The organism is Streptomyces sp. NPDC005402, assembly GCF_040606575.1.
In the GTDB taxonomy this organism is placed as follows: domain Bacteria; phylum Actinomycetota; class Actinomycetes; order Streptomycetales; family Streptomycetaceae; genus Streptomyces.
Genome location: NZ_JBEXFB010000033.1, coordinates 54867 through 75784, shown reverse-complemented (window position 1 = coordinate 75784; position 20918 = coordinate 54867). Strand labels below are relative to the sequence as shown.

The 20918-nt window shown below is 66.1% G+C and carries 19 protein-coding genes; 17 read left to right on the top strand and 2 right to left on the bottom strand.

The features are described from left to right. Positions 1 to 267: 267 nt before the first annotated feature. Positions 268 to 546 carry a hypothetical protein gene (locus ABZT02_RS40725; RefSeq protein ID WP_356027267.1) on the bottom strand — a complete coding sequence of 93 codons (279 nt, stop codon included), beginning with the start codon at positions 544 to 546 and terminating at the stop codon, positions 268 to 270. Positions 547 to 1224: 678 nt separating this feature from the next. Here ABZT02_RS40725 and ABZT02_RS40720 point away from each other — a divergent pair. The 3 genes from ABZT02_RS40720 (at position 1225) to ABZT02_RS40710 (ending at position 4070) form a co-directional block, all read left to right on the top strand. Then, positions 1225 to 2064 carry a ParB/RepB/Spo0J family partition protein gene (locus ABZT02_RS40720; protein WP_356027265.1) on the top strand — a complete coding sequence of 280 codons (840 nt, stop codon included), beginning with the start codon at positions 1225 to 1227 and terminating at the stop codon, positions 2062 to 2064. 207 nt (positions 2065 to 2271) lie between these two features. Continuing rightward, positions 2272 to 3231: a nucleoside-diphosphate kinase gene (locus ABZT02_RS40715; protein ID WP_356027262.1), complete on the top strand. Its 960-nt coding sequence runs from the start codon at positions 2272 to 2274 to the stop codon at positions 3229 to 3231. After that, on the top strand, positions 3228 to 4070 hold the full coding sequence (locus ABZT02_RS40710) for a phytanoyl-CoA dioxygenase family protein (protein ID WP_356027259.1): 843 nt from the start codon (positions 3228 to 3230) through the stop codon (positions 4068 to 4070). Before ABZT02_RS40715 ends, ABZT02_RS40710 begins: the two co-directional genes overlap by 4 nt. Here ABZT02_RS40710 and ABZT02_RS40705 read toward each other — a convergent pair. Further along, entirely contained in the window at positions 4057 to 4194 is a 138-nt protein-coding gene (locus ABZT02_RS40705) for a hypothetical protein (protein WP_356027257.1), read from the bottom strand. The genes ABZT02_RS40710 and ABZT02_RS40705 overlap by 14 nt on opposite strands. A 130-nt stretch (positions 4195 to 4324) precedes the next feature. Between ABZT02_RS40705 and ABZT02_RS40700 the strand changes: the two genes are divergently transcribed. The 14 genes from ABZT02_RS40700 (at position 4325) to ABZT02_RS40635 (ending at position 20292) form a co-directional block, all read left to right on the top strand. After that, a complete protein-coding gene (locus ABZT02_RS40700; RefSeq protein WP_356027255.1) occupies positions 4325 to 5968 on the top strand; it encodes a hypothetical protein in 1644 nt (547 codons plus the stop codon). Next, positions 5961 to 6662, top strand: coding sequence for a hypothetical protein (locus tag ABZT02_RS40695; protein ID WP_356027253.1), 702 nt, complete (start codon positions 5961 to 5963; stop codon positions 6660 to 6662). The genes ABZT02_RS40700 and ABZT02_RS40695 overlap by 8 nt, the downstream gene beginning before the upstream one ends. A gap of 7 nt (positions 6663 to 6669) precedes the next feature. Continuing rightward, positions 6670 to 7971 carry a YcaO-like family protein gene (locus tag ABZT02_RS40690; protein WP_356027250.1) on the top strand — a complete coding sequence of 434 codons (1302 nt, stop codon included), beginning with the start codon at positions 6670 to 6672 and terminating at the stop codon, positions 7969 to 7971. Next, positions 7968 to 9101 carry a TfuA-like protein gene (locus ABZT02_RS40685; RefSeq protein WP_356027248.1) on the top strand — a complete coding sequence of 378 codons (1134 nt, stop codon included), beginning with the start codon at positions 7968 to 7970 and terminating at the stop codon, positions 9099 to 9101. The genes ABZT02_RS40690 and ABZT02_RS40685 overlap by 4 nt, the downstream gene beginning before the upstream one ends. 57 nt (positions 9102 to 9158) lie before the next feature. Next, on the top strand, positions 9159 to 9605 hold the full coding sequence (locus ABZT02_RS40680) for a cupin domain-containing protein (RefSeq protein WP_356027246.1): 447 nt from the start codon (positions 9159 to 9161) through the stop codon (positions 9603 to 9605). After that, positions 9602 to 10885: a hypothetical protein gene (locus tag ABZT02_RS40675; RefSeq protein WP_356027243.1), complete on the top strand. Its 1284-nt coding sequence runs from the start codon at positions 9602 to 9604 to the stop codon at positions 10883 to 10885. The genes ABZT02_RS40680 and ABZT02_RS40675 overlap by 4 nt, the downstream gene beginning before the upstream one ends. Positions 10886 to 10998: 113 nt before the next feature. Then, on the top strand, positions 10999 to 11571 hold the full coding sequence (locus ABZT02_RS40670; protein ID WP_356027240.1) for a hypothetical protein: 573 nt from the start codon (positions 10999 to 11001) through the stop codon (positions 11569 to 11571). Between the two features lie 79 nt (positions 11572 to 11650). Beyond that, complete coding sequence (locus ABZT02_RS40665) at positions 11651 to 12943, top strand: AMP-binding protein (protein ID WP_356027238.1); 1293 nt, start codon at positions 11651 to 11653, stop codon at positions 12941 to 12943. Further along, a complete protein-coding gene (locus ABZT02_RS40660; protein WP_356027237.1) occupies positions 12940 to 14571 on the top strand; it encodes an Ldh family oxidoreductase in 1632 nt (543 codons plus the stop codon). Before ABZT02_RS40665 ends, ABZT02_RS40660 begins: the two co-directional genes overlap by 4 nt. Before the next feature lie 236 nt (positions 14572 to 14807). Further along, positions 14808 to 15455: an aldolase/citrate lyase family protein gene (locus tag ABZT02_RS40655; RefSeq protein ID WP_356027274.1), complete on the top strand. Its 648-nt coding sequence runs from the start codon at positions 14808 to 14810 to the stop codon at positions 15453 to 15455. A 187-nt stretch (positions 15456 to 15642) separates the two neighbouring features. Next, the gene (locus ABZT02_RS40650; protein WP_356027234.1) at positions 15643 to 17199 is read left to right on the top strand and encodes a hypothetical protein; all 1557 of its coding nucleotides are present in this window, start codon (positions 15643 to 15645) and stop codon (positions 17197 to 17199) included. Beyond that, complete coding sequence (locus ABZT02_RS40645) at positions 17142 to 17525, top strand: phosphopantetheine-binding protein (protein ID WP_356027231.1); 384 nt, start codon at positions 17142 to 17144, stop codon at positions 17523 to 17525. The genes ABZT02_RS40650 and ABZT02_RS40645 overlap by 58 nt, the downstream gene beginning before the upstream one ends. Next, positions 17522 to 18706, top strand: coding sequence for an acyl-CoA dehydrogenase family protein (locus ABZT02_RS40640; protein WP_356027229.1), 1185 nt, complete (start codon positions 17522 to 17524; stop codon positions 18704 to 18706). Before ABZT02_RS40645 ends, ABZT02_RS40640 begins: the two co-directional genes overlap by 4 nt. Further along, entirely contained in the window at positions 18601 to 20292 is a 1692-nt protein-coding gene (locus ABZT02_RS40635; RefSeq protein WP_356027226.1) for an AMP-binding protein, read from the top strand. Before ABZT02_RS40640 ends, ABZT02_RS40635 begins: the two co-directional genes overlap by 106 nt. Positions 20293 to 20918 lie beyond the last annotated feature (626 nt).

The following is a 20918-nucleotide window of genomic DNA, read 5'->3' as shown; positions in this document are numbered from 1 at the left end:
CAACGCCGCCCGTAATCGGTTCACTTCATGCGTGTCCACACTTTCAACATGCTCTTGATCAGCACAAACGTATAGACCTAACGAAGCACTACTAGGGTGCGTCGTTTGGATCAGGACGAGCTGCGAGGAGCGGAGCGTCCCGGCCGAGCCAAGCGGGTTATGGGGTACCCGCGCGCGAGCAAAGCCGAGCGTGGGGGAGTCGGCGAGGAACGACGACCGGCAGGTGTCCGTGTCGGGCTCCGCGGCGCTGGCGCAATCCAACAGGCCCTAGCCGCCGATCTTCTCCCGGTCCTGGGTGTGCCGTACCGCGCAGGTTGCAGCCACCACCGCTGACCGGGCCGATCCCAGGGCGTCGCGTGCGGTTGCCACATCGTGTGCCTCTGCCAGCAGGTTCGAGACGTCGACGGCGCAGTCGATCAAGTGCAGGGCGACGCGCGTGATGTGGTCCTCCCTGGTGCCTTCTCTCCCCAGGATGTCGCGGGCCCAGGTGAGCAACCCGAGTACATCCTGCAAGAAAGGCGGAGGATCGATGTCCGTGCCGCTCAACCCTGCCACCTTTCAATCCTCCGTTCCGGATCAGTGAGCATGCAATGGGTCGGAAACATGATCCTCTCGCGAACCTCAAGGCTCCATCAACCTAAAGCAAATCTGATGGCCGTGACGCGGGGTATATGTAGCCTTGTGTCCGCCTTGGGGACACCGCAGTGGAGTCTGGTCCATCAAGTGGATCTTGGGTGATTCGGCAGGGTTTCGCTGATCCAGCCCTCGGGAAAGCGCTTGCCTGTGACAGATGCAACGAGTTAACATCCGCAACTGTGGCGGCGAGGTAGGCGTTTGCGCACTCCGGTCTGCGAGCGCCGTCCTGATTGAACGAAGAAAAGATCCGAACTCGGTCGACTAAAGTGGAAGTTGCTGGAGTATTTCTGTGACGCGTTAGAAGTGTGGGTCCAGATTCGGTAAGTCGATGCTCACTGGAGCATGTACAGCCTGCTCAAGAATCCAGAGTGGCATGGGGGACTACGGATGACATTCCACCCTACCCTTAATGGCGAACATTCCAGCCTGTCGTCACTGGAAGAGAAGTTAAGCCCCGCTACGACAGTTCCTATTCGATCATTGCTGTCATCGGACTCTCCAAGGCTCCACGGTGAGAGCGACGCGCACGCGCAAGTGCTTGCCGAGTCAGAGGCCGACTTGCCTCCGATAGTAGCCCATCGCAAGACCATGCGCGTTATCGATGGCGCGCACCGGTTGCGAGCTGCAATGTTGCGTGGCGAGAGCGAAATCCAAGTGCGTTTCTTCGATGGAAATGAAGCCGACGCATTTGTGCTAGCGGTGGAGGCCAACATCAAACACGGCCTGCCGCTTTCACGAGCGGATCGCAGGGCCGCAGCCGAACGCATCATCGCCTCCCATCCGCACTGGTCCGATCGCGCCATCGCCTCTGCGACCGGCCTCGCGGCCAAGACCGTGGGCGCGACTCGCCGCCGCGCGACCGGGGAAGTTCCTCAGTTGCGCGCCAGGGTGGGCCGGGACGGGCGGACCCGCCCGCTGGACGCTGCGGACGGGCGCCGGCGAGCCACAGCGCTGATACGGGAAAATCCCGCAGCCTCGATGCGGCAGATCGCGGCGGCGGCCCAGGTCTCGCAGGGAACCGCCAGGGATGTGCGAGATCGACTGGCCCGCGGAGAGGACCCCGTGGCACCTCAGCGGCGGCGGGCTTCACAACCGAAGCAGCAGCAGTTCAAGGGCGGCGGTCGGCCCAGTGACCGCCAGTTCACCGCGCTCGCCTCGAGTCCTGAGAATCGAGCGTTGCTGCTCGAACGCCTCAAACAGGACCCGTCGCTACGGTTTACTGAGACGGGACGCACCCTGATCCGATTGCTGGACTTGAATTCCATCGGCCCGCACGAGTGGGGTCGGCTGGTGGACACCGCTCCCGCCCACTGTCGCGACATCATCGCGGAATTGATCCGAGCATGTGCTGAGATGTGGCAAGAACTCGCCTCACGGTTCGACCAAGGTGCTTGCGCGGGGTCTTATGAGGTGCGCGCCGGGGACTGACAACGGATTTCGTAGCTGCTTCTACCCAAATGGGCTATTGCCCAACGTAGGGTCGCAGGTGGGCGTAGGGGGCAGCTCCTTGACTTCCGGAATTCCCCGAGGGCACTATCGGTGTACCTCTCATCAGACCTTGGTAGGGGATCTACATGCTCCACTTAAGGTCCGCCGCTCCCGCATCGGTGCATCTTGCGGCGCACTGACTCGTGTATGACGGAGGTGAATATCACGGTTCGGGTGGATTATGAGCGGACTGCGCTTCTCTTGATTGCTCCTGACGCGTTAGCTCGTCAGCTCGCCGAAGAAGTGGTTCTTCGTATACGCGCCAGTGGATTCCGCGTGGTCGAGCATCGCCTGTGGACACGACCGCCCGAGGGAATTGAAGATTTTCACCGGCGTAACGAACGGGTCGCCGAGAACGGCCAAATTTTCGCCCTGGTCGAGAAGCTGTTCACGTTTGCTCCCTTTGTCGTCGCAGCCATCGAGGATGCGAAACCCGACGGCCGATCGGTACATGAGCGCCTCGCCGAGCTCAAAGGACGGGGGGACCCCCTCTTCGCCGCTCCCGGCTCCCTGCGACACGACCTCATGTCGGTCAACACCGTGCTCAACATCGTGCATAGCTCTGACGGGCCGGCCGACACCGCGCGGGAGGCGGCGATCCTGCTCTCGTCCGGCCAACGGGCGCCGAGCGAGCCGGGGTTCACGGCTCTTCTGCGCTCGGTGCGTGCGGCTGAGCGTGGCCTGACGAGGGAGAGCCGGCTGTTCCCCGACGTGCTGGGCGGAGTGCGGGCCCGTGTGCTCGCCGGCCTGTGGGATGAGCTGCCGGTTGAAGCCAGGCGCCGATTGGACAGCTGGTGCGCCCGCTACGGCGTACGCGGCCTGGGCGGGGCAGCCGGCGGGGCGCTGCTGGCCGAACTACTGCCGGTCGGTTGGCACGTGGACGCTCTGATCGACTCTCTGGCGGGCGGCCGGCCGACCGAAGATATCGCCGACCTGCGTCGCCTGGAGATCACACTGGATCCGTGGGAGTACTTGGTGCTCGCTACTTCGCGCTTTTATGCGCCCAACTCCTTCTCCGACTTCGATGGTGCGCGTCACCATCGCGTGCAAACCCGGGGCCTCGTACCTTCCCCGCCTGCAGCCGACGACAGGAGGAACGAGCGATGACGCACCTGACCCTTACCGACAAACAGCGCGCCGACTACCGCGACCAGGGGTTCCTTGGTCCATTGCCGTTGATGTCCGTCGAGGAGATGACGGGGCTCCGACCGGAGCTTGAGGCGGTGTTAGGGACGGTCGGCCTCGCGTCGGCGCCGAGTGCCGAGCAGACTCGGGGACGTTTGGCTTCGCTGGTCGAAGCGAAGGAGGGCAAGAACCCGGTCCCGGCTATAGAGAGTCGTCATCTGGACTCGCCGTTGGTGCACCGTCTGTGCACGCACCCTAGCCTGCTAGCCGTGGCCCGCGCGCTCTACGGTGATGACCTGCTGTTGTGGCGGTCGACCTTTATCGCTAAGGCTTCCGGTGGCCCCGAGTTTCGCTGGCACCAGGATTGGGGAGGGGTATTCTCCCCGGGCGAGGAATATGGCCTCGAACCGCCCTTGCACTTTACCTTCTGGATTGCAATAAGTGATGTCACCCCCGAGGCCGGCTGCCTCCAGTTCGTTCCTGGTGTACGGGCAGTGCTGTCCGCCGTCCCCTCTGACAAGTCAGCGGCGCGTGCGACGATGCTCGTTCCGGACGATTTCGTTGAGGGGCGCCCTATCGTTCCCATGCCGCTGCGGCCTGGCGAATGCGTAGTCTTTACCGACCGGGCTCTGCATTCCTCGGGGATTAACCAGTCGGGCAGGACACGGTTGGGGCTCGCGGTGCGGCTGACCCTGCCAAGTGTGCAGGTCAGGCCGCATTTTCCTGGTCATGCCTGTCAGATCGTCAGCGGAGAGGACCGAGTCGGACTCAACCAGATCACCCAGCCTCCCCGCGACGAACGTTCAGTCACCAGTAGGTGATGACGCCTTCGAGAATGCTATCTTTCACCGCGGCGATTTCGTCGAAGTCATCCTGATCCGTCTCTGAGGCGTTGGGTTCCGAATCCTCAGTATTCGCCTGGGGGGTATCCGACTCATCTGTCATTATTTATCCGCTCCTTCGGGAACTCGGCTGGCCGTAAAGAATAAAGGAAGACCGACTTGTTGCCAAGAGTTGCGTTCCGGACGCGAGGCGAAAACAAGCCGCGACCGCCTATGCGGAGGTCGGCTCAGACGTGATCGGAGAAGTAGATGCCGCCGGTTCGCTGCAAATTGACCCCCTGGCCCTGCCGGGATACGACCCCGCTGACCTGCCCGGGGCACGCGCGGGAGGCGTTGTCGTGGGCGTGGGAGCGCTGGGGCGCCTCGCCGACAGCTACGCCGGGGCGTGGGGGCGGCATTGCCTTCGGGTGGCCGACATGGGTGAGGCCATCGAGGCCCTCAGAGAGGGTGCTGACGGCGAGCAGTCCTTCTTCCTCTTCGCGCCGGAGAGCGCACTGGATTTCGCCACCTATAACGCGTTGATCGAGGCGAGCTCCGCCCGGATGTTGCCTCTCGGTGTGCTGCCGCTGCCGGTCGATGCCGAACGGGCGGGTCAACTCGTCGCACGTGCGTGGGCGTTGGCACGGCCCAGTGTCAGGCATCCGAATCGGATCGCATCGTATTGCGATTTCGAGCGCGAGGGCCGTGCTCCGGGCGCATTCGGCTCTGCTCAGTCGGATGCGTTCGTCGAGCTGCTGCGCGCGGGGGCCGAGGGCGTAGTACTGCACAGCCACGGCAACGGCGCCGACTTCCGCGTCGGTCGGCATGTGCTGTGTCTCCAGGTGGGAGCGGGCCGCCCGGCGGTCGGACGCGCCGACGAGCTGTTCCTACCGTGCCAGGGCGGCGGTGTCTGCCGGCTCGACCACAAGGCCGGCTTTGTTGCCTTTCACGGCGTTGAGGCTGTGCGGGCCAGGCTATTGGTGCTGCTGTCATGCTCCGCCTACCAGCCGGCCGACGGCCTGCTTGGCGCACGCTTCCAGTTCACCAGGCGCCTATTACGCGGACGACACGTCGCAGGCGTGGTCGCCTCATCCCGGATCAACCATGGCACCTCGCGGTTGGGCGAGGCGGTGGCGCGGTTGTTGGTGCGCGGCGCTTCACTTGGTGAGACGGCCCTGCGGATCAACGCCCTGCCCACGGGCGGCCCTCCGTCGTATCTCTGCCTGGGGGACCCCGATCTGACGGTGCCTGAGGCGCCTGAGGCGTTCGACGCGGCACCGCCCACCCCCGACGCGGTTTCCGTCACCCATGCGGAGCGGCCCTCAGTGGCCCATCCGGCCGACCCCCTGTTCGCTGCTGACCTGGCCCGCGCGCTGGGCGCGAACGACCTCGCCGGACGGTTGGCCGAGGCAGGTGTCCATGCCGTGCGAACGCCGGTCGGTTCCGCTCTGGACGAGGAGCTTCTCACGCTGCTCGGCCGGACCGAGCCGACCGACAAGGGGGTGCCTGCCTGGTCTGCGCTGTGCGAACAGGTTGACCAACGCCTCGCCGGTGCCTGCCCGATGTGTGGTGGTGAAGTCATTGAGGAGACCTGGCTCAACCCGCTGTACCGCGAGTACCGTAGGTTCACCACTCGCTGCTGGCGTCACGGCCTCCTGAGTGACCGGCCCGCACACGGAGCCGACCCCCCACCGGAGGTCATGCGCGACCCGTCGACCGGCACCATTCGCTGGCCGCCTGCGCCGGGGCGCTGTGCGGTTTTCGGCGACAAGGGGTGGTCACTCCCGGTCGACGCCGGAGCTGGAAAGCTCATGCTCGACCAGCCCGGTAATGTCCCCCTGATCTGGCTGCGGGTTCACGCTGGTGCCTTCTGGCGGGTTCTGGTGCGCCATGGCTGACCACGGCGTTGAGCGGGCTGCCAGGCGGCTGACGCAGGCCGTGATCGTCAGATCGGCCGTCACCTCGGGCGACTTCCCGCCGGACGAGGGGCGGCGGCTCGCAGGCAGTCTTGAGGAGGAGGCGGGACGGTTTGGGCCAGGGCGACCCACTGACGAGCCGCCGGCCCCATCCGCCGCACTCGACCGCGAGCTGTGCGCCTTCCTCGCCGTCATTCTCGCCCGGCGCGGTCCTGACATCCACGACTACCTCGCCGGCGTCATCGGTTACCGTCCCGAACGCCCCGCCGGACAGCGGCACGACTGCGGCAATCAGTTGCTGATCGTGCCCATGGTGCCTCGGTGGCTGAACGGCGCCGTGCGCGACCTGCATGTTTGCGAGCGCTGTGGCCCCTGCTACAGCCTGCCGAGTAACGCCCCATCACCGCTGGCCTGCACCCTCCACGCACGCGCGCTCCATCTGCAGTTCCGAGAGCCGCTCGCAAGTGGCGCCTGGTACACGGCCTGCCGACAGCCCATCGGCGGTCACCCGGAACGGGCACTCCCGGTACGGCATGCCCCCAGCGGAGCGTGCCATCTGTGCGTCGAGCGGCCGGCAGACGCCGGAGCAGGCCTGCGGAGGTTCGCCGTAGCCCTGGTAGCCGACGGCGACTACGCCACCTTCCAACTGCCGCTGGAAGCGAGAGCTCGGAAGTGAGGACGAAGTGACAAAACTGTCCGAGGCACTGGCGGTCCCCTGCCCCAAGGCGCCCAACGAGGTCAGGACGCGGCCCGCCGCCGAGACGCTGGCCGCCTACCGGCCGCTGGCCCGCAACATGGGGATCACCAGGCTGGCCAACGTGACCGGGCTCGATCACGTGGGAATACCGGTCTTCAACGCGATTCGGCCCAACTCCCGGTCGCTCTCGGTTTCCCAGGGCAAGGGCCCCCATCGGGACGCGGCGGCGGCCTCCGCGCTGATGGAGTCGATCGAGTACTGGCACGCCGAGTTCTTCGACGGCCCGCTGCGTCACGACTCCTACCAGCACATGCGCCGTCACCTGCCAGTGCTCGACATCGATCGATTGCCGCTGCGCGGTGGCCTCGACACCGTGGGGGAGGGATCGCGGGAGACGCCGGCCCGAGCACGCCCCAGGCCCGCCGCTCCCACGCTCTGGACGAGGGGCTACGAGCTGCTGGGCAGGGCCCCGATCTGGCTGCCCTACGAGAACGTGCTCCTCAACAAGGTCGGACTGGACTATGCCGCTACCACCTTCCGGGTCAGCTCCAACGGGCTGTCGTCCGGCAACGACATCAACGAGGCCGTCCTGCATGGAGTCTGTGAGCTGGCTGAGCGCGACGCCCTCACCATGTGGTGGCAGGGGCTGCGTACACGGGAGGACGTGGCGGCCACCAAGGTGGACCTGTCCACCGTGTCGGACGAGACTTGCCGGGAGCTGATCGCCGCGTTCGAGCGTGCGGGCCTGGATGTCGCTGTCTGGGACGTTACCTGCGACACCAGGATTCCTGTGTTTCAGGTGTGCGTGGTGGAACGCGATGACCGGGCGATCTGGCGGAATTTCGGGGCGTGTTGGGGCTATGGGGCGCACGCCGCTGCAGAGGTCGCCTTGTCCCGGGCGCTCACCGAGGCCGCGCAAAGCCGGGTCACCGTCATCGCCGCCAGCCGGGACGAGAATTTCCAGACCATGTACAACGCGCAGAACGACTCCACGACCCTCAGCCGGGTCAGAAAAGTGTTCTTCGCCGATCCGGGACGCCACCCTTTTCGGACGACTGACTCGGTCAACCACCCCACGGTCAACGAGGATCTGACAGAGATTCTCGCTCGGCTGACTGCGGCCGGAGTCGAGCAGGTGGTGGCCGTCGACCTGACTAAGCCGGAGGTGGGCATTCCGACCGTGAAGGTGGTGATTCCCGACCTGGAGCATTACGCGCTCTTCATCGGCTACACCCCGGGCAAGCGGGCCAGGGCAAACCGGGAGCGGACCGCTATGGAGGGCGCGTGAACGACGTCTACGTTTTCCTCGGTCCCAGCCTCCCGGTCGACCAGGCGCGCCAGATCCTCGACGCCACCTATCTGCCACCTGTGAGCTGCGGCGACGTGACCGAACTGCTCCTGGACCGGCCGGCGCCGACCATGATCGGTATCGTCGACGGCCTCTTCGAGCAGGTGCCCAGCGTCTGGCACAAGGAGATCCTCTTTGCCATCGACCGGGGCACCAGGGTCTTCGGCGCCTCCAGCATGGGGGCGCTGCGCGCCGCCGAGCTGCACGACTTCGGCATGATTGGGGTAGGCGAGGTCTTCGAGGCGTTCCGGGAAAGCCGCTACGAGGACGATGACGAGGTGGCCCTCGTACACGCCTCCGCCGAGGACGGCTACCAACCGCTCTCCGAAGCGATGGTCAACCTGCGCGCCGGCCTGACCGCCGCCCTCGACACAGGGGCGATCTCCCGCACTGCGCATGACGCGCTGCTCGCCGACGCAAAGCAGACGTTCTACGCGGAGCGTTCGTGGGCACGCCTTTACGCTTCAGCGTCCGGACTCGGCGTGTCCGAGGACGAGGTGAAGGCGCTCAGCCGCCTGGTGGCGGAACAGCGGCCTGACGTCAAGCGGGACGATGCGCTGGCCATGCTACGGGCGATGCGGGATGACACCGACGCGTCACCCAGACCGACCGCTTCGTCCTTCGACTTCGAGCCCACCTACTACTGGGAGAAGCTCGTCAGGTTCGTTCGCCACGCACGCGTCGAGCGCGAGGTGCGTGAGCGCTGGGGGGTAAGCGCGGCTGAGCTGTTCTCCGCAGCCCGATCGCAGGCCCCGGAAAGCATATGGGCCGCCCTGACCGAGGTGTTGGTCCGGCAGGAGGTCGAGCGCCTTGGCCTGCTCTCGCCCAGCGACATGGCACCTCCCGGAGTATCGGACGCCCACGGCCGATCGCTGGGGGAAGTCGGCGAGGACGAGTCACTCCAGACGCTGGTCGATATCACGGCCCATCACCTACGGAGCGAGCTGCTTGGGCCGTTGACCAAGGAGTGCGCCCGCCAGGGCTCGGCAGCCGACCTGTTCGCCATACCGCGGGCACCTGCCGGCGATGAATCTGACGACATCCCCAGACCAAGGGACCGCGGTGAGTAAACCAGTCCTGCAGTGCGGAAAATGACAACGCGTCGCAGAGAGGCAGTGAGGTGAAACGTGTCGGAGGCATTCGACCGACAGAAGCACATACAGAATCTACTTGCTGAAATCGAGCAGGAAATGTTCGACGACTCAGGGCAGTGTCTGAAGGACATCACAGGAGTCGCCGGAGCGACGGCGATGCTCGGTGACGTCGCCATCGGCGTCGACCGCATCATCATGCGCCCCGGCACCGCTTTCCCGCTCCACACCCACGAGGGTGCTCACCTCCTCTATGTGCTCAAGGGCCGAGGCGGACTTCATATCGACGGCCAGGACTATGTGTTGGGCGTGGGCGACTCGATCTATGTCCCGGCCGAGCATCCCCACGGGGTCCGAGGCCCGGTGGGCGACTCGACGTTCGAGATCCTGGCCTTCGGCGTCCCTCATCATCCGGTCCATTCGACGACCCGGATGACCGTGGTGGACGAGGAAGCGTACCCGGGGGAGGGCCCGACTCAGTGACCTCCCACGACGCCCTCGCCCCGGATGGTCCCGCACTGTTGCCGTTGCGCTGGGGCATGCGGGAAACCCCCTTCACCCTGTGGCACTTTGAGTTCGGCAGTGACCGCTGGATCGCCGCCTACACCGGTGCCATCGACGACGGCGAGCCTGTGCCGATGAGGATCGAGTCGGCCTGTGTGTTCGGGCATGTGCTGCGCTCGGCTCAGTGCGACTGCGGACAGCAACTCGACGACGCCATGCGGCTGTTTGCTCGGCATGGCAGAGGACTGCTGCTTTACGGTGTCGACCAGGACGCCAGGGGCCTCGGCATCGCCGCGCACTTCGAGATCTACGCCATGCGGCAGCGCGAGAACCTGGACACCGACGCCGTCTATCAGCGTCTCGATGCACCCCTGGACGCCAGATCCTATGAGCCGGTGGCCGCGATCCTGCGTCACCTTTCAGTGAGCTCGATCCGGCTCTTGAGCAATAATCCGCGGCGGACGGCGTTCCTTCGGGAACGTGGGTTTGAGGTGGTGACCGAGCCGCATGAGGTCCCGTTGGACGAGCACAACATGAGTACCTTGATGCTGGAGAAGGAGGACCTCGGCTACCTCTGGTCGTTCGAGACTCACGCCGACTGGCTGGAGCCGCTCCAGGCGGCCGTCGCCCACGACGCCGACGCGTCCCGCGCGTGCGCCGCGATACCGGGCGGCGGCACCACGGACCACCCGCTGGCCGAAGCCGCCGACGAAGGCGAGGGCGACCTGGCGCTTCGGCTGGCTGATGCTATGCCGGTCGATCGGGGGGATGGGGTGCTCGTGGTGTACCTCAGCGACCTGCCGCGCGCCGACGACCTTGCGCTCTATGCCGACCTCGGCGTGGTCACCGTGGTGGTGCCCTTTGCCGACATTCCCGCTCCACTGCGGGCCGCGGCCTCCACCCTCGGCCTGCGGCTGGTCGACTGGGAGCGACGTAACGCCTACCGGGAGCCGCGCCCTCAGTGGCGGCTTGTCCGGCGCGTACCGGCCGCCGACGTCTATGTCCGCGAGTGCGTCGTCCGCTGCCTGGTGCCGCTGGCCGGAGTGGCCCCGGCAGCGGCTGAGGCGATACTCGAAGATATCGGCCGAGCCTGCGTCGAGGCGACCGAGTGGCTCGGCAAGCCGGCCGACATCGGAGGCGGAGCCAGCGCACGCTGGCTTCAGCTGCGCGCCGCTCCCACACCCGAGGCAGCGATCGCACTGGCCGACCGATTGGCCGACCTGGCGGCGAAGTTCGACCAGCCGGACGGGACCTCATGAGGGCACTGACCCCCAGGCCCGGCAGGACCCTGGCAGTGAGCCGTGAGGAGGGGTTGCGCTGCTCGGACGACGACTTCTTGCGTGTGGACACTTACCAGGGAGCGCCAGCGACCATGGTGCGCTTCCGAGCGATGAACCCCTTCCACTTCGTGCCTGAATGGCGCATTCCGGTGCCGGGGCTGGACGACTACGCCCAGTCCCTGGAGAGCGTCTGGCAGGCTCTCAAGTTGGTCGACGGGCACACCGATCTCCCCATGCTCCACACGCCGCCCGTGAAAAGGCCGCCCGACCAGGAACGTGGCCCGGGATATGACTACGCCGCTTCTGTCTTCCGCTTTGGCGACCACATGCTCGACCTGGTGACCGCTCGCTACCTCATCTATTTACCGACCTACCTCTACCTCCTCGACCGGCTGGTACCCGAGTCCGTGGTGGAGGAGATCCTCGGCACCCTCGCCGGCGGCGGAGGCGTGGTCTTCTACGACTGGGACGCCAATCACGACATCGAGGACACCAACGGCTCGTTCAGCCACTCCGCCATCCTGTCCTCCTGGTTCGGCGGGACGCTCCACCCCGACATACTCGACCGCCGCGAGCGCTGGCTTGCCCGACACCAGGACCGCTGGCGGCCCGAGATGGTCACCGCACTCCCCCTCGCTCGCTACCAGCAGTCGCACGGACTCTGAAAGGCTCGCCATGCAGATACCCCGACGCCTCGCTGGCTCGTTGTACTGGCAGGGACAGCGGTTGCGCGGTCGCGCGCCTGTGCGCGAGCGGCTGGAGTGGCTACGCGGCAACCAGGAGCGGTCGCCCGAAGAAATTGCCGAGCTCCAGTTCGAGAAGCTGAGGGAGATCGTAGGGCACGCCTATCGGACAGTGCCCTACTACCGCCGGGTCATGGACGAGCGGGGACTACGCGAACTGGACAGTCCCGCAGACCTGCGTCGGCTGCCGCTGCTGAGCCGCGACATCCTGATCAACGAGCAGGACCGGCTCGTCTCCGACGAGGCCGACATTGCCACCTGCCAGACCAATTTCTCCTCCGGGTCGACTGGTCGACGCGCCCAGTTCAAACAGGACCTGGACTTCCGCATGTGGATGCGGGCCCACCAGCTGCGCACCTACGAGTGGTGCGGGAACTGGCGGCTGGGAGATCCGTTCGCGCTGCTGTGGGGCTCGGAGATCTTCTGGTCCTTCAAGCAGGTGATCGACCAGGTGGACAATCTGCTCTCCAACCGCCGCGAATTCAATACCTTCCGCCTCTCCCGGGCCCTGGTGTCCAAGCTGCTCAACGAACTGTCGACCTTCCGCCCGACGTTGGTGAGCACCTATGCCAACGCCATGCATCTCATCGCCAAGGAAGCCGAGCGGCGTGGCAGCCGTATTCCAGGCCTGCGCGCGATCCAAGGCACCTCCGAGCCACTACCCCCCGCGCTCCGCGAGACCATGCGCCGGGTCTTCGACTGCGATGTCTACGACAAGTACGGGATGCGCGAGACCAACATCGTCTCCCATGAGCACCCGGGTGGCGGACAAATGCTGATCCAGGCCGAGAACGTCTTCGTGGAGGTCCTCGACGACCGCGGCGAGCCGTGCGCCGACGGCGAAAAGGGAAGGGTGGTGGTCACCACGTTGAACAACAGATCGATGCCGTTGCTGCGGTACGAGACCAGCGACATCGCCGCACTGCTGAAGCGCACCGGCGAGCTACCCTATCCCGCGATGAGTACGGTGGCTGGCCGCCGCCAGGACCTGATCCGCACCCCTACGGGGGACCACGTTGACGCATACCTCTTCTCTTATCTCTTCATGCGCTTCCCAGAAATCCACTGGTTCCAGGTGGTGCAGACTGAGGTCCACGCGCTGAGAATCAAGGTGTACGCGCCCCACGGCCTGCGGCAGGATACGGTGCGCACCCTCGTGGAGCGCATCCACCACCACACCGGTCACCCGTTCCGGGTGGAGTTCGAGACGCTCGACGAGATGCCCGAGTCGTCCACCGGTAAATTCCGGCTCTGCGTCAGCGAGTTGGGCGGGACGACAGAGGAACCGGCATGACCGCCAGCCGGCTCCGCACCCGTGTCGTCGTAGTGACCGGCGCGCCCGGTGTGGGCAAGACAGAGGTCGGGCGGCTGCTGGTGCGGCGCTACGACCGATCAGCTGCCTTGATCGATATGGACGCCATGGCGGACGTCTACCCCTGGGCGGCCGACGAGCGTACCTACGCCCTGATGGCCCGAAACCTCCGTGCCTGTCTGGAGTCCTATCTGGAGTGGGGCGCTGAGGTGGTGGTGATTACTGGGGTCTTGCTGCCGGGCCGGCTCCTGGACCATGTGCCGTTCCTGCGCTCAGACCCCCGCCTGCGGTGGGTCTGTTACGGCCTGCGGGCCAGTCGTGCCCAGCTGACCAGCCGCGTCGCCGGGGACCCAAAGGTGCAGGAGGCGGAGGGGCGGCTGTCCTGGAGCCACCTGGACAACGAGGTCCCTGGCGTGCCCGAGGTCCGCCAGGTGCACACCGACCCCCTGTCCCTCGCCGAGGTCGTGGACCATATCGCGGCCCGCGAGGCGGCCGAACTCGCGCCGCGTTCCGCCACCGACCTGTCGGCGCGGCATGCCGCCGGAACAGCCCGGGGCGCGGGTCGCACGGTGACCGTGCCGGTCGCCAAGGCGCGCGAGGTGTGCGCGGCGGCGCTCCGCCGCATCGGCTTCCCCTCCGAGTCAGCGGCAGCAACGGCCGACGAGCTGGTCGCTGCCGAACGCGCGGGCCTGCCCTCGCACGGCCTGCTGCGGGTCCCCGAGTACGCCGACGCGGTGCATATCGGCGACATCGTGCCGACCGCGCGGGTCAAGGTCGTGAGGCGCGGCCCGCACGCGGCGCTCCTCGATGCGGGGCATGCTCCCGGCACGGTTGTGAAACGTCACCTTGAGAGGGAGCTCGGCCGTGCCGCCACCGAGGGGCCCACCGTAGTGGGGCTGCGCGCGGCCGGACACCTGGGGCGGCTGGCCACATTGGGCAGAGCCGTTGCGGGGCGCGGCCTGATACTGATGGGCTTCGTCAACTACTCCGGCGGCGGCCGGAAGGTGGCGCCCCTCGGCGGTACGACGGGGCGTTGGGCGACCAACCCGCTTGTGTTTGCCTGCCCGGCGCCGCCGGGACCAGCGGTCGTGGTGGACATGAGCACCAGTGCAGTAGCCGAGGGCACTGTCCGCGCGGCCCTGCTCGCCGGTGAGAAGCTCGCCGACGGGCTGCTCAGGGGTGACGATGGCCGCTGGATCAACGACCCGGCCCAGCTGTACACCGAGCCCCCGGGCGCCGCTCTCGCCCCGTTGGGCGGGCCCGCAGAACACAAGGGCCACGCGCTGAGCGCCTTCGTCGAGTTGATGGCGGGTGTGGTGGCCGGCTCAGGGCACGTGGGGGCGCCCCGGGCGTTCGGCAACGGCGGGCTGTTCGTCAGCTTCCCAGTGGATGGCCTCGGCAAGACGCCAGCCGAGGTCGGCGAGGCCGTCGTCCTGTTGGAGGAACACCTGCGGCAGTCCCCGCTGGCTCCCGGGCGCGCCACGCCCCGGCTCCCCGGCCGCGCCGTTGCCCACTCATCACGGTCCGACGTCCTGCGGGTGCCGGGTGACGTGTGGCGGGCCGTCGGCGAGCTGGCCGGGTATGCCACGGTCGGCAGCGGTGAGCCATAACCGCGACGCGTTTGCCGACACGGGGGAGACCTGCCCAGCCCTTCGGTCCTTCTGCCACAAAGCCATCCGAGGCGGGAACTCCCGCCCTGCGAAAGGGAGCCCACATGCGAACTCATAGAGGCCTCGTCCGCGACCAGCAGCAAGGGGAGCACGCGCGAGAGAGTCAGGGGCCCACGCTCGGAGTCTTCATGCTGACCGGCAGCAGCATGCTCGCCGAGACCTGCGCGACGCTGCCCTTGGACTGGGTGGTGCTGGACATGGAAGCGTCCCCCATGACCAAGCAGGACGCTCTGCACATGCTCCAGGGACTCGAGGGCAGCACCTGCGCCGCCCTGATCCGTGTTCCCTTCCTCGACCAGCACCTGATCGAGCACGCCCTCGATATGGGGGCGAGAGGGGTGGTGGTGCCCAAGGTCAACACAGCTGATGAGGCCGAACGCGCTGTGCGCGCCTGCCGCTTCCCGCCCCAGGGGAACCGTGGCATCAACCCGGTGCGTGCCTCTGGTTACTTCAGCGACGTCCCTGGCTATCTGCGGCGTGCCAACGCCGAGACTGTCTGTGTCCTCCAGATCGAGTCGGCCGAGGCCGTTGAACGGGCCGACGAGATCGCCGCCGTTGAAGGCGCTGACGTGCTCTTCATGGGCATGGGGGACCTCTCCATGGCTCTCGGGCAGCCGACCGTGATGACGGGACCCGCGATGGACCGGGCGAGGGCCGCCGTACTCTCCGCCGCCCACGACCACGGGAAGCGCGCCGGGATCTTCGCCTACAGCCTCGAACTGGCCAAGGAATACGTGGCGGAGGGATTCGACATGATCGCCTTTGGCAACGACATCAAGCTCTTCAGGGAGGCCGTCCAAGCAAGCCTTGGGATGTTGCACTAGCTCGCCACCCTCAAGGTCCGGCCCCGTCCCGCTCCCGCGCGACGTTTCCCGGAGGCCGACTGTGGCAGCGAACCGGCGGGGGCGGCGAGTACGCGCGTTGGGCGGGGGAGAGAAGGAGGGTTTGGCGGGGGCCGACGAGTGCCCCATTGGTGCGGCCGTGGCCTTCTGATGTCGTAAGGGGAGAACAGTGGACAAATGGGACCCGACGGCGGTGCTGCCCTGGGAGCTGGGCGAACCGGCACAGGTGCCCCCGCTGAGCGGCGGGAGCATGGAGTGGCGTCCCCCCCGGGGTGAGACACCCGCAGGGTCGTTGGTGGCGGGTGCGGACCGGGCCGGTTTCACCATGCGGCGGTTCGCCCGCTGGCTGCGGGAGGCCGAGGTCCTCGACCAAGGCCCGATTGATCTCGCCGGCGCCAGCGTGATGCTGCCGCACGGGATGCGGATGATGCGCCGCTTCGACGCCATTGTCCGGCGCGCCTACGAACTGCGCGGCTATGAGGAGTACGACTACCCCCTGCTGGTGCCGGACTCGGTGCTCGAACCCAGCCGCGGAGTGATCTCCCTCGACAAGGCCCTGATCTTCGCGGGCGACGACATCGACTGGGCCGAAGGCCGGAAGCGCATGGTGTTGACCCCCACCGGTGAGGGCGCCGTCTACACCCACTGGGCCCGGCTGGTCCGCACGAGAAGGGACCTGCCGATACGCACCTATCGGCACACCAAGTACTTCCGCCCAACCCGCTCGGGGCGCAGTGTGTTCCGGGCCATAGAGGCGTCCGACATCTACGAGTTCCAGGCATGCTTTGCCGATCGGGTGAGCGCGGCCGAGGGGTTTGCCGTAGGTCTTGCGATGGCCAGGGAGGTCTGCGCGGCCGTCCACGTGCCGGTGCTGTGGGGCACCAGGCCGCCGTGGACCAACAACACGGGCGTGGCTGAGGCGACGGTGGGCGGTGATGTGCCGTTGCCGACCGGGTCGACCCTCCAGGTGAGCAGCGTGTACCGGCAGGGGCAGCGCTTCTCCCGGCTCTATGGCGTCGGCTACCGCGAGGGCGGCCAGCTCCACCACACGCACCATGTCACGGGCGCGCTCTCCCGTCGGTTGGTGCTGGTTCATCTGCTGCTCGGCATGGACGCCGATGGCGCCTTGGTGGTTCACCCCGACCTGGCGCCGACCGAGGTGGCCCTCACCCTCGCGGGCGGCGACCCGGCAGAGCGGACTGCGGCCGAGGCTCTCGCCGCTCGGCTGATCAGTGGCGGCGTGCGCTGTGAACTGGTGATCACCGCCGACCGCAAGGAGGTGGGCCGGCTGCACCGGCGCTGGCACCGCCAGGGCGTGCCGATACGGGTCTACCTACAGCCGCGCCGCACGGTGAACGAGCGCACCCGAGCTGTCGTGGTGCGCGCCGACACCCGTGAGGAGGCCGTCCTCCTCACTGACGACCTCGCCCCGCTTGCCGAGCTGTTGCCGACGGCCGTCAAGGAGGTCGGTGTCGGCTACCTCGCTCGCACAAGGGGATTTGTGCGTGGTCAGTGTCAGCCCGTCGACAAGGGCACCATCCGTGAAGTGCTCACCGAACGCGCGGTGGCGGTCGCGCCGTTGAGCGCCACGCGGGAGGCTGTGGAGGCCGTGGCGTCCTGGGGCCTCGGCGAGGTGTTGAGCTTGCGGCGGGCCGAGGAGCCCTCCCCATGTGTGATTACCGGCGAACCCACGTACACGGTCGCCTATGTCTCTCCCCGGATGTGACCGGGGAAGCGCAGCGGCGAGCGGGCGCGCTCAACTGCGACACAACTGAAGGGCATGGAGATATGACGCCTTCTTGGGATAAGTCATTTGAATCGATTCTGCGTTCCCTCCTGCGAGGGTTGTCGGATGACGCGCCCTTGAACCCCGATCAAGATCTGGCTTCACTCGGGCTCGATTCCATGGCCAGCGTCGAGCTGCTACTGAATTTGGAGGAGACCTATGCCATAGAAATCCCCGACGAATTGCTCCAGCCGGCTACCTTTGCTACCGCCGGAGCCTTGTGGCAGGCGGTCTCCGGGCTGCGTTCGGTGGAGCCGAAGGCATGACATCCACTCGACGAGAATATAGTCGCGCTGACGACGTACCGTCGTACGTTACGGAGACGCTGCGGAAGCATGCAGCTCAAGCTGACGAGAATGCCGCCTTCCCAGTCCAGAGCATGGAAGCGGTACGCACGTCAGGGCTGCTCGGCTTTCTCGTTCCCAGGGAGTACGGTGGTCTGGGAGGAGACTTGCGCGAGCTGGTGCGAATCGCCCAGCAGTTGGCCGGGGCCTGTCTGAACACGGCGACCATATGGGCAATGCATTGCCAGCAGACCGACGCCATAGTGCGCTTCGGCACACGCAAACTCCAGGAAGATCTGCTTCCCTCGATAGCGCGAGGGGAAACCTATCTTGCGTCAGTCACCACCGAGGCGGTGAAGGGCTGGGGTTTTGTCACTGCCCAGTCCCCCGTGGTCCTCGGCCCAGATGGTCTCCATGTGGACCGTCGTGCCCCCGTCGTGTCGGGTGGCGCCCACGCTGATGGCTTCCTGGTGACGCTGAGGGCGTCCGAGGATGCCCCTGTTCACGAAGTATCCCTGGTGTACGTAGGGCGTAAGCAGGTGCGCATCGAGTCCACCGGAGAATGGAACACTCTGGGCATGCGGGGCATGGAGAATGTCTCGCTCAAATTGACTGGAACCGTACCGGAAAGCAATCTGATCGGCGGGCCGGGCGGCTTCCGTCGAGTGGCGGCTGAGAGCGCAATCCCGCTTGCTCATATCGGGCTTTCCGCGTGTTGGCTAGGAGCAGCGCGGCATTCCTTCGCCGAGCTCATCCGGCATCTCCGTCGCCCTCACCGTAACAGTGGTCCCGACCTCACCTCTGACCTGGTGAGGGAACGCCTTGCTCGAATCCGCCTTGACCTTGAGCTTGGCCATGGGTATCTCCAGAGGGTGACCGAAGAAGTGGCCGACGCGCGTGATGGAAAACGAGACCTGCGCGGCGAAGTGCTGCAGATACACTTGAACTCGTTGAAACTCGCCGCCTCGGACCTATCATTTCGTGCAGTGAACCGGATGGTGGAGTTGGCTGGAATGTCCACAGGGTATTCCGCGAACAGCCCAATTCCGCTTGAAAGATGTCTCAGGGATCTGAGGTCTGCAAGTCTCAACTATTCGAACGACCGGTTGTGGACGGCGAACGGAGCGCTGACACTGTGGGACGGTCCGGTAAGCCTGGCCTGATTGATTTGTGTAGTGCGGCCGCTGAGCCGCGACTGGAGGACTTGGTACGGCAGAGCGCGTACTTGGTGCCGGATCGCGAGGCTTTGCGGATCGGCAGGCATCGACTGTCTTACCAGCAGTTGATCTCTACGGCTGATCGCTGGGCGAGTGTCCTGCGGTCGGCTCATTCCAGGGGTGAGCCACGGCGTATTGGTGTCCTTGCCGACCGGACGTTGACGGGGTACCTAGGGATTCTGGCCGGCATGTGCGCTGGTGCAGCGGTATATCCACTCGCCCCCGACCTCCCGGTGTCCCGGCTTGCCGAGCTCCTGCGTGACCATGCTATGGACGCTCTGCTCACGGACGCGGTGTGCGCCGCGAAAGTGAAGGAGCTGTCCGAGACCGAAAGCGGGGTTGTCCCGACGGTTTTCGCACCGGAGGTGGGCAATTCTGTGTGGGGTGAGTCAGGTGTAACCCTTCTTACCGAGGGTGACGTCACTGTACTCCCTGCACGGCAGAAGGCCATGGATGTTGCGTACGTACTCTTTACGTCGGGCTCCACTGGGCGCCCCAAAGGCGTGCCCATCAAGCATGCGAATGTCTGCCACTTCATAGCCAGCGTCATGTCACGGTACGACTTCACGGAGAAAGACGTCTTCAGCCAGACCTTCGGCCTGACGTTTGACTTGGCGTTCTTCGACTTGTTCGCCGCATGGGCCTGCGGCGGCACGGTGGTTCACACCCATCCAGCGGCTCTGGCTCGGTTGCCGCAATTCGTAGAACGTGAGGGGATCACCGTTTGGTTCTCCGTACCTGGAACGGTCTCCGCTCTACAGCGCTCCGGTGGTCTGCCGGCGGGATCCTTGCCTTCGCTGAGGTGGAGCCTGTTCTGTGGCGAGACGCTGCTGCATGAGGACGCAGCCGCCTGGCAGCGGGCCGCCGGGAACTCAACCGTAGAAAACCTCTACGGCCCCACAGAGCTCACTATCGCCTGCACCGCATACCGTTGGGCGCCGTCGAAGCCGGTCGCAGGATCGCATGGCGTCGTGCCCATCGGCCATTTGTTGCCCGGCCATGACGCCGTGCTCCTTGACGAGACCGGCGGGCTGAATGCCTATGAGGGGGAGTTGTGCGTCACAGGTCCACAGATGTTCTCCGGATACCTACAGGCAGAAGACAATGAGGGACGTTTCCTCCGCAGGGACGGCCGCCTCTGGTACCGCACTGGCGATCTCGTACGCCGAAGCGACGAGGCAGGCTTCCTGTACCTGGGTAGAACGGACCATCAGATGAAGGTCCGGGGCCATCGCATTGAACCGGCTGAGGTCGAACAGCGCCTTCGTGTTGTGCCAGGCGTCGAGGAGGCTGTGGTTCTTGCAGTGGGAGAGGCGACCGATCGTCGTCTGGTTGCCATCTGCGGTGGTGACGCGTTGCATGCTTCCCTGATCGACAAGCGACTCCGTGACGAGCTGCCGCCGTACCTGATACCTGGTCAGTACATATTTCTCAACCAGTTGCCGCTGACCGATAGGGGAAAGATCGACCGCCAGGCTCTTGTCTCCTTGGCGCAGGCGTCGCAAGAAGTTTCTTCGAATTACAGCGGCTAACAAAATGGCCACATGGCCTTGCAGCTAATCAGGTTGAATTCAGTGTGATGTCCGACGGTCGTTACGAGTGGTGATCTCTGCGGTACGACGGCCTCATGTGGTATGCGCGAGGGGTGGGCACGGCGCAGATCGCGGCGGAGCTTCGGGTGACGGAGCGGTCGGCACGGCAGCCGCGGGCGGCGTAGCGATGCGGGGGTGTGGCGGCGGGGTCGATGGAGGTCGAACGGTTGCCGTCGGCGCATGGGCATCGGCTGGAGGCGCAGTTGCAGCGGGGCCCGCTGGCGCACGGCTTCGATCAAGGAGGACCAGGGCTGGACGCTCAAGTGGGTGGAGAGCGTGTAGCGGCTGCTCAGGTGGCACCGCTGGAGCTGTTAGGTGCCCGTGCGCCACGCGCTGGAACGCGACGAGGCAGGGATCGAGGTGGGGAGGCCGCGGGGTGTGGCCTCGGGCAAAAGTACCGCGCACGAGCTGGGCGCCCACATCTGCTTCGCGGACGGGACCGGTGCTTCGCGGACGGGACCGGCCAGTCGCTGATCCCGCCGAAGGGTGCACTTGGGCGCCGCCCGGGGCCAGGTCCCGTAGTGCGGGGTGGCCGGCCGGTGCGGCGGCGGGTGAACATCGTCGGC

What these genes read in the sequence shown, in the direction of transcription:
- ABZT02_RS40720 (WP_356027265.1), top strand. Translation starts at nt 1,225, where the DNA reads ATGCGCGTTATCGATGGCGCGCACCGGTTGCGAGCTGCAATGTTGCGT.
- ABZT02_RS40715 (WP_356027262.1), top strand. Translation starts at nt 2,272, where the DNA reads ATGACGGAGGTGAATATCACGGTTCGGGTGGATTATGAGCGGACTGCG.
- ABZT02_RS40710 (WP_356027259.1), top strand. Translation starts at nt 3,228, where the DNA reads ATGACGCACCTGACCCTTACCGACAAACAGCGCGCCGACTACCGCGAC.
- ABZT02_RS40705 (WP_356027257.1), bottom strand. Translation starts at nt 4,194, where the DNA reads ATGACAGATGAGTCGGATACCCCCCAGGCGAATACTGAGGATTCGGAA.
- ABZT02_RS40695 (WP_356027253.1), top strand. Translation starts at nt 5,961, where the DNA reads ATGGCTGACCACGGCGTTGAGCGGGCTGCCAGGCGGCTGACGCAGGCC.
- ABZT02_RS40670 (WP_356027240.1), top strand. Translation starts at nt 10,999, where the DNA reads ATGGTGCGCTTCCGAGCGATGAACCCCTTCCACTTCGTGCCTGAATGG.
- ABZT02_RS40660 (WP_356027237.1), top strand. Translation starts at nt 12,940, where the DNA reads ATGACCGCCAGCCGGCTCCGCACCCGTGTCGTCGTAGTGACCGGCGCG.
- ABZT02_RS40645 (WP_356027231.1), top strand. Translation starts at nt 17,142, where the DNA reads ATGTGTGATTACCGGCGAACCCACGTACACGGTCGCCTATGTCTCTCC.
- ABZT02_RS40640 (WP_356027229.1), top strand. Translation starts at nt 17,522, where the DNA reads ATGACATCCACTCGACGAGAATATAGTCGCGCTGACGACGTACCGTCG.
- ABZT02_RS40635 (WP_356027226.1), top strand. Translation starts at nt 18,601, where the DNA reads ATGTCTCAGGGATCTGAGGTCTGCAAGTCTCAACTATTCGAACGACCG.